The sequence below is a fragment of the Mycobacterium sp. genome, assembly GCF_049673265.1.
In the GTDB taxonomy this organism is placed as follows: domain Bacteria; phylum Actinomycetota; class Actinomycetes; order Mycobacteriales; family Mycobacteriaceae; genus Mycobacterium.
The window spans coordinates 1-7,490 of the sequence record NZ_JBATXN010000316.1; the positions used below are offsets into that span (position 1 = coordinate 1).

The 7,490-nt window shown below is 65.8% G+C and carries 5 protein-coding genes; all 5 read left to right on the forward strand.

Annotated elements, in window-relative coordinates; genetic code table 11:
* On the forward strand, positions 1-885 hold an 885-nt coding region (locus tag WBF82_RS11190), incomplete at its 5' end, for a beta-ketoacyl reductase (protein WP_424383103.1).
* A 24-nt stretch (positions 886-909) separates the two neighbouring features.
* Positions 910-3,513, forward strand: a complete 2,604-nt coding sequence (locus WBF82_RS11195; protein WP_424383104.1) for an NAD-dependent epimerase/dehydratase family protein — start codon at positions 910-912, stop codon at positions 3,511-3,513.
* 27 nt (positions 3,514-3,540) lie between these two features.
* Positions 3,541-5,046, forward strand: a complete 1,506-nt coding sequence (locus WBF82_RS11200) for a carboxylesterase/lipase family protein (RefSeq protein ID WP_424383105.1) — start codon at positions 3,541-3,543, stop codon at positions 5,044-5,046.
* Positions 5,043-7,046, forward strand: a complete 2,004-nt coding sequence (locus tag WBF82_RS11205; protein ID WP_424383106.1) for a phosphotransferase — start codon at positions 5,043-5,045, stop codon at positions 7,044-7,046. Before WBF82_RS11200 ends, WBF82_RS11205 begins: the two co-directional genes overlap by 4 nt.
* 34 nt (positions 7,047-7,080) lie before the next feature.
* Positions 7,081-7,490 (forward strand): gluconokinase (locus WBF82_RS11210; protein ID WP_424383107.1); only part of this gene is annotated, 410 nt, incomplete at its 3' end.

The following is a 7,490-nucleotide window of genomic DNA, read 5'->3' on the forward strand; positions in this document are numbered from 1 at the left end:
GGGCAGGCCAACTATGCGGCGGCGAACTCGTTCCTCGATGGGTTGGCGGTGCATCGGCGTGCTCATGGTTTGCCGGCGATCTCGCTGGGCTGGGGTCTGTGGGACCAAGCCAGCGACATGACCGGCGCACTGGTGTCTGTCGATTTCGCCCGATTCGCCCGGGACGGCATCGTGGCCATGTCCGCAGGTGAGGCGCTGCAGTTGCTGGACACCGCGATGGTGGTCGACGAGCCGTTCCTGCTGTCCGCCCGCATCGACACGACCGCGCTACGCGCCAAGTACGACGCGGGCACCTTGCCGCCGATGTTTGTCGACCTGATCAATGCGCGCGCGAGGCGTCAGGTCGACGATTCGCTGGCAGCTGCCAAGTCGAAGTCCGCGCTGCTGCAAAGGCTGGAGGGGCTGCCCGAGGATGAGCAGCATGCGGTTCTGCTTGATTTGGTGCGGTCACACATCGCCACCGTGCTGGGCAATACGACACCAGAGGCCATCGACGCCGATAAGGCGTTCCAGGAGCTGGGCTTTGACTCGCTGACCGCGGTCGAGATGCGCAACCGGCTCAAAGCTGCCACCGGGCTGGCGCTCTCACCGACTCTCATCTTCGACTACCCGAACTCCGCAGCGCTGGCCGGATACTTCCGCCAAGAGCTCGTCGGCGACTCGACCGCGTCGGCGCCGCACGTCGCACCCGGCGAGGCGGAAATCCAGCGCGTGGTCGCGGCTATTCCGGTCAAACGCCTCCGCCAGGCCGGGGTATTGGACCTGCTGCTCAGCTTGGCGAACGAAGCCGATGGAGCCGACGGAGCAGAGACCAGGGAACAAGACATCGCGGCAATGGATCTCGATGATCTGGTCAACGCTGCATTCCTCGATGACGACGACTAGCCAGATGAGGTTTGAGGTTAGCCCGTGAGGATCGCCGTCACCGGTGCGAGCGGAGTGATCGGTCGCGGCGTTGCCGCTCGTCTGCTCAGCCGGGGTCACGACGTGATCGGCCTCGCCCGTCATAGGCCCGAAAGCTGGCCGAGCTCAGCGGCCTTCGTCGCAAGCGATATTCGCGATATGGCCGGGGTGCGGCGTGCGGTAGCCGGCACCGATGTCGTCGTGCACTGTGCCTGGGCGGTCGACCCGGCCGCTGCTTCCTCGGTTAGTCGCGAGATAAACATCGGCGGAACCACCAACGTGCTTGAGGCGATGACCCAAAGCGGTACTCGCCGCGTTGTGTTTGCCTCGTCGGCGCACGTCTACGGGGTCGACCACGGCCGCACACCGCTGTCCGAAGCCGACCCTCTGAAGCCGGCATCGGCAGAAGGGCGCGACAAGGCTGGTGTCGAACAGATGCTGGCTGCGGCCAGTGCGGAATGGGTGGCGATCCGCTCGGCGGCCATTCTCGGCAGAGGCGTCGACAACTGGGTGCGCCGAGTGTTGGCGTCCCCGCTCTTTTCTAAGATCGACGCCGATCGCAGGTTGCAGGTGGTGCACAGCGACGATGTGCAGCGGGTTTTCGTCCGAGCCGTCGTCGATGCCGGCATCGATAGTGGGCCGGTGAACCTTGCGGCGCACGGGGAGTCGACGCTGCGACACATCGCCAATGTGCTGGGGCGGCCGGTGGTACGGGCTGGTGGGCGGCTGCTCAGTTCACCCGAACTGGATCGCCTGCTGAGCGCGCCGTCGATGGATACTGCACTGCTGCATGACAAATGGAACTTCACTCCGGTCTGGACCGCCGAAGAATGCGTCCAGGACCTCGCGTTGGCGGTGCGCGGTCGAATCAGCGTTGGCAAGCGGGTGATGTCGCTGCCGTGGCGGATGACTCATGCCCAAGACATCCCGTCGGTGGATGTGCCAGCCGCCGATGGAGTTGCCCCGGTGCTGGCCGGACCGGACGGCGCCAACGGCGAGTTTGACACACCGATCGACCCGCGCTTCCCGACTTATCTCGCCACCAATTTGTCCGAGGCGCTGCCCGGGCCGTTCTCACCGTCGTCGGCGTCGGTGACCGTGCACGGATTGCGCGCGGCCGGCGCAGTCATCGCAGCACGACTGCGCCCCGGCGGGCTGATCCAACGCGAAATGGCTACGCGCACCGTCGGCGTGTTCGCCCATCGGCTGTATGGAGCAATCACCACCGCGCATTTCATGGCCGAGACAGTTCCATTCGTCAAACCCGCGACGGTGATTCGGCAGAGCCAATTCTTCGGCCCGAGCGCGGCCAGCATGCCGATCTACGGCGAGCAGCCCCTGCCACGCGAATCCGGCCCGGCCATGCGAGCCCTGAGTACCATTCGCAATCTCGGGGTATTCGCGGCCAACCTGGCAGGCCTGACGACCGGCGCTGCGCGCGATACCCGCGACTTCATCGACGACATTGAGCACTTGGAAAACGATGTTGCTGAGGATCTTTCACAGCTCAGCGACGACCGGCTGCAAAGCCTGATCCTGTTGGCGCGCGACCATGTCATACACGGGTGGGTGCTCGCGTCAGGGTCATTCATGTCCTTCGCCGCGCTTAGCGTGGTGCTGCGCGGCCTCAGCGGCCGTGACACGGTGCTTTCGGTCGGCCAGGAGGTGGCCAGCGCACAGCCGCTGAGCGCGGTGTACCGACTCGCGCACGCGGCGCAACGCGACGCAGGCGTGATCCGCATTTTGGCCCGCCCCGGTGACCACCTCGACGAGCTGGCCACCCAGGCCCCGGATTTTCATGCCGCAGTGCTTGCCGAGCTGAAAGTCATCGGGCACCGCGGCCCCGCCGAGGTCGAGATGCGGTCCACCAGCTACGCCGACGACCCAGAGCTGCTGATCCGGATGGTCGGCAAATCGCTGAACATCCCCACTCGGCCGGAGATCCACCGTCCGGTAATCCCGTTGCAGGCCCGGCCGGTGGCGCGACTTGCCGCTACGCAGCTTCGCGACCGCGAAGTCCGGCGCGACAGAATGGTCCGGGCAATCTGGTTGCTGCGCAAGCTACTCCGTGAGCTGGGACGCAGACTAGTCGACGAGGGTGTTCTCGATACCCCCGACGACGTGTTTTATCTGCTGGTCGACGAGCTTGATGCGCTGCCTGCCGACGCTTCGAGACTTGTCGCGCGCCGCCGCTCAGAACAACGCAGGCTGGGCGGCGTAGCACCCCCCGCGGTATTCAGTGGCAGCTGGCAAGCCGCTGCCTCACTGGCAACCGTCGTTGAACCCGGGGAGACCCTGACCGGCGTCGGCGTCTGCGGTGGACGAGTCCGCGGCCGGGTGCGAATCGTCCAGCCAGACTCCATCGACGACCTGGAACCCGGAGAGATCCTGGTCGCCGAGGTCACCGACGTCGGCTACACCGCAGCATTTTCCTACGCGGCCGCGGTGGTGACCGAGCTCGGTGGACCGATGTCGCATGCCGCGGTGGTAGCACGCGAATTCAACATCCCGTGTGTGGTGGACGTCGCCGACGCCACGCGGCGTCTCCCGCCCGGAGCGCTTGTCGAGGTCGACGGTGGTAGCGGCGAGATCCACGTACTAGACGCGTGACCCATGCGGGTTCGCTACCGTCAGGTCATGCACGAACACACCGTCCGCGTCACTACGGCTGCCGGCACCGTCGAAGGTTTTACCCGCGACGGCGTGCACCGCTGGCGGTCCATCCCGTACGCCCGGCCGCCAGTGGGTGCGCTGCGCTTTCGGGCGCCCCAGCCGGCCCAGCCGTGGCGAGGCGTGCGGTACTGCCACGGCTTCACCAAGTGCGCGCCGCAGGAGCGGCGCTACACGATCGTCGGCGTCGGCAAATACCAACCGATGGGGGAGGACTGCCTCACCCTTAACGTCGTCTCACCGGAGGCGCCGGAGAGCGAATCACTACCGGTGATGGTCTTCGTGCATGGCGGCGGATACATCATGGGTAGCTCAGCCACCCCGATATACGACGGCGTGGGCCTGGCCCGCCGTGGGTGTGTCTATGTATCGGTCAACTACCGGCTTGGCGCGCTGGGCTGCCTGGATCTGTCGTCGCTGTCGACGGCCGATATCGGCCTGGAGAGCAACCTGTTCTTGCGCGACCTGGTGCTGGCGTTGCGCTGGGTCCAGCAGAATATTGCGGCGTTCGGTGGCGATCCGGGCAAAGTCACGGTGTTCGGCGAAAGTGCCGGCGCACACGCCGTCGCTACGCTGCTGGCGGTGCCGGAGGCCGAAGGCCTGTTCGCCCAGGTTATTTCGGAGAGTCCGGCGACCGGCATGGTGCGCTCGCGTGAAATGGCCACCGAGTTCGCGGGACGATTCGCGACTATCATGGGTGTCCGCAAGCAGGACGCCGCCCATGCCTTGAGGCAGGCTTCTCCCGCCGAATTGGTGACGGCACAAAATCGCCTGATCGACGAGGGCGTGCGAGACATGGTGGGAGCCTTTCCGATTGGTCCGGTCTCCGGTGACGACGTTCTGCCGTTGGACCCCGTCGAGGCGATGCGGCGCGGCGCTGCGCATCGGGTGCCGCTGATCGTGGGTACCAACGCCGAAGAAGGACGCTTGTTCACCCGCTTCCTGCCGCTGCTGCCGACGACCGAGCCGATGGTCGAAGCGCTGCTTGCTGAGGTGGAACCGGCTGCACGGCAGCGAATTACCGCTGCCTACCCCGATTACCCGGAGCGGTCCGCCTGCGTGCGGCTCGGTGGCGACTTCGCCTTCAGCTCGGCTGCTTGGGAGATCGCGGAAGCCCATGGCAAGCACGCGCCCGCTTATCTGTATCGATACGACTACGCACCCCGGATGCTGCGCTGGTCAGGGCTGGGTGCCACGCACGCCACCGAACTGCTCGCGGTCTTCGGCATCTACCGCACCAAGTTCGGGGCGATGCTGAGCGCGGCAGCTGACCGGCGATCTGCCTTGCGGGTTACCAACGAAGTGCAAAGGCGCTGGAGGTCATTCAGCCGTACCGGGGTGCCCGGTGCCGACTGGCCCGCCTACACCGACACCGAACGCGCGGTTATGGTGTTCGACCGCAAGTCGCATCTCGAATTCGATCCGCACCCCGAACGGCGGATGGCATGGGAAGGCTTTTCGCTGGCGCGATGAAAGCACATACCGACAACGTCGTCGAACGCCCAGAGGATCTCACCGCCGACTGGCTGGCCGCAGCGATCGGCGCCGGAACCATCGCCGAGTTCAGCGTCGATCGGATCGGCACCGGTCAGATGAGCGAGTGCTACCGGGTTCAGCTGACCTACGCCGACGAAAGGCCCGGCGGTGGCGGACCCGACTCCGTGGTGCTCAAAGTCGCGGCCACCGACCCGATAAGCCGGCAGACCGGTGCGAGCCTGGGTCTTTACGAACGTGAAGTGGGCTTCTACCGCGATATTGCTCCGCGCCTGCGCGGGCCGGTCGCGCCGTGCTATCACGCCGCGTTCGACGCGTCGGCGGGCAGCTTCGATGTGCTGCTCGGTGACGCAAATCCGGCCGTCGTGGGCGACGAAATCCGCGGTGCCACAATCGCACAGGCGCAGCTAGCGGTCACTGAGCTGGCCCGGTTGCAAGGTCCACTGCTCGGTGACACCACGCTCGCGGAGGCACCCTGGCTGCACCGTGACACGCCCCTCAACCAGGGGTTGATCACGGCCCTGTTCGCCGGCTTCGTCGATCGCTACGGCGATCAGATCGCCCCGCAGCATCGCCTGGTGTGCGAACGGCTGGTCGGCGGGTTCGACGCGTACCTGGCCGAGGAGGCCGCCGACGATCGCATGCATGGTCTGGTGCACGGTGACTATCGATTGGACAACATGCTGTTCGGCGCCGTCGGCGCCGACCGCCCGCTGACGGTGGTCGACTGGCAGACCGTCACGTGGGGTCCGGCGATGACCGATCTGGCGTATTTCATCGGTTGTGCGCTGTCGGAAGCGGAGCGGCGCACACATTACGACGCACTGCTGCAGGCCTATCACGCGGCGCTAGGGCCGGACGCGCCGATCAGCCTCGCCGATATCCGCGAGGGGGTACGCAGGCAGAGCTTTTTCGGCGTGATGATGGCGATTATCTCGTCGATGCTGGTGGAACGCACCGAACGCGGCGACGCGATGTTCATGACGATGCTGCAACGGCATTGCGAGCATGTGCTCGACGTTGGTGCCCTGGCGATACTGGCCGCACCAACGGCCGTCGAACCGCTGCGTCCATCAAGCGACGACGAGTCGGCCCATCTGGCGACCGACGAGCCGCTGTGGAGCGAGAGCTGGTATGCCGACTTCGCTGATACGGCAAGCGGACTCGGCGGGTGGGTGCGACTTGGCCTCATCCCCAACCAGCAGAGGGCATGGCTGCACGCCTTGCTGTGCGGTCCGGACCTGCCCACGGTCGCGGTCGTGGACTGCGAGCTTGCACTGCCCGCCGACCCGTGGGTGTTGCACACGGGCGCAGGCGATTTCACGCACTCCGTCGGCGATCCACTGCAGACCTATCACATTGGTCTGCATGGGCAGGGCCAGTCCTACCCTGACCCAGCCGCGCTGCTGCGGGGCGAACCGGGAGCGCCGGTCGAGGTCGCCATCGATCTGGTGTGGCATACCGATGGCACGCCCTACAAGTATCGGCTCACTACTCGCTACGAAATACCCTGCACCGTCACGGGAACCGTCATCGTCGATGGACATCACTACACCTTCGACGCGGTCCCTGGCCAGCGGGACCATTCGTGGGGGGTGCGGGACTGGTGGAGCATGGACTGGGTCTGGAGCGCACTGCACCTCGACGACGGGACACATATGCACGGTGTGGAGATCCGCATCCCGGGCGTTCCGCCGGTCGGTATCGGCTACGTCCAAGACCGCGGCGGCGCACTCACCGAGTTGCAAACCATCACCGCCCACCAAACATTCGACGCCGACGGATTACCGGCCACCGCAACGTTGGCGGTCGATCCCGGTGACATCACCGCGACCATTGACGTGCGCGGGCACGCACCTGTGCGGCTGGTTTCCCGCGACGGGCGGGTCAGCCAATTTCCCCGAATCTGGGCCGCTGTCAGCACCGCAGACGGCCGCAGCGGCGTCGGCTGGGTGGAGTGGAACCGCAATCCACGCTGAAAACCTATGTCCACCAAGCACACCCATCGTGGTCATGGGTGTCACGGGCGCGGGGAAATCGACGGTGGGCAAGGCATTGGCGCGGCGCCTCGGCGTGCCGTTCGCCGACGCAGACGCTTTTCACCCGCAAGCCAACATCGCCAAGATGGCCGCGGGCACACCGCTCACCGATGACGACCGCTACCCGTGGCTGGAAGCGGTCGGACAGTGGCTGGCCGACCATGAGGAGGGCGGCGTGATGAGCTGCTCGGCACTCAAACGGCGATATCGCGACAGGTTGCGCTCGCACTGCCCCCGCATCGAGTTCTTGCATTTGACCGGTTCACCGGACGTGATCGGTCGCCGACAAGCCGGTAGGCCGGGCCACTTCATGCCGTCGGCATTGGTGAAATCGCAGTTCGACATTTTGGAACCGCTGGCGTCCGACGAGCACGGGATAGCCCT